This window comes from Streptomyces hazeniae (assembly GCF_031845485.1).
Lineage (GTDB): Bacteria > Actinomycetota > Actinomycetes > Streptomycetales > Streptomycetaceae > Streptomyces > Streptomyces hazeniae.
Map to the genome: position 1 here is coordinate 1 of NZ_JAVREQ010000232.1, position 413 is coordinate 413.

Below are 413 nucleotides of genomic sequence, written 5' to 3' on the forward strand. Positions count from 1 at the left end.
GGCTGGACATGGCGCGTATTGTGCGTGGACAGACCCTGAGCCTGAAGCGTAAAGAGTTCATCGAAGCGGCGCTGGTGAGCGGGGTGTCTACCCGTAACATCGTTCTGCGCCACATCGTGCCAAACGTACTGGGCGTGGTGGTGGTTTATGCCTCCCTGCTGGTACCGAGCATGATCTTATTCGAATCCTTCCTCAGCTTCTTAGGGTTGGGTACGCAAGAGCCGTTAAGCAGTTGGGGTGCGTTGCTGAGCGACGGCGCCAACTCTATGGAAGTTTCACCTTGGTTACTGCTGTTCCCGGCAGGCTTCCTGGTTGTAACTCTGTTCTGTTTCAATTTTATCGGCGATGGCCTGCGTGATGCCCTCGACCCGAAAGATCGTTAAGGAGTGCAATCATGAGCACCATTGAACATA

The 413-nt window shown here is 54.2% G+C and carries 1 protein-coding gene; it reads left to right on the forward strand.

Going from position 1 to position 413, the window contains the following annotated elements; genetic code table 11:
* Nucleotides 1-383: ABC transporter permease subunit (locus tag RM572_RS29485; protein ID WP_311676401.1), on the forward strand; the 383-nt coding region annotated here is incomplete at its 5' end.
* Nucleotides 384-413 lie beyond the last annotated feature (30 nt).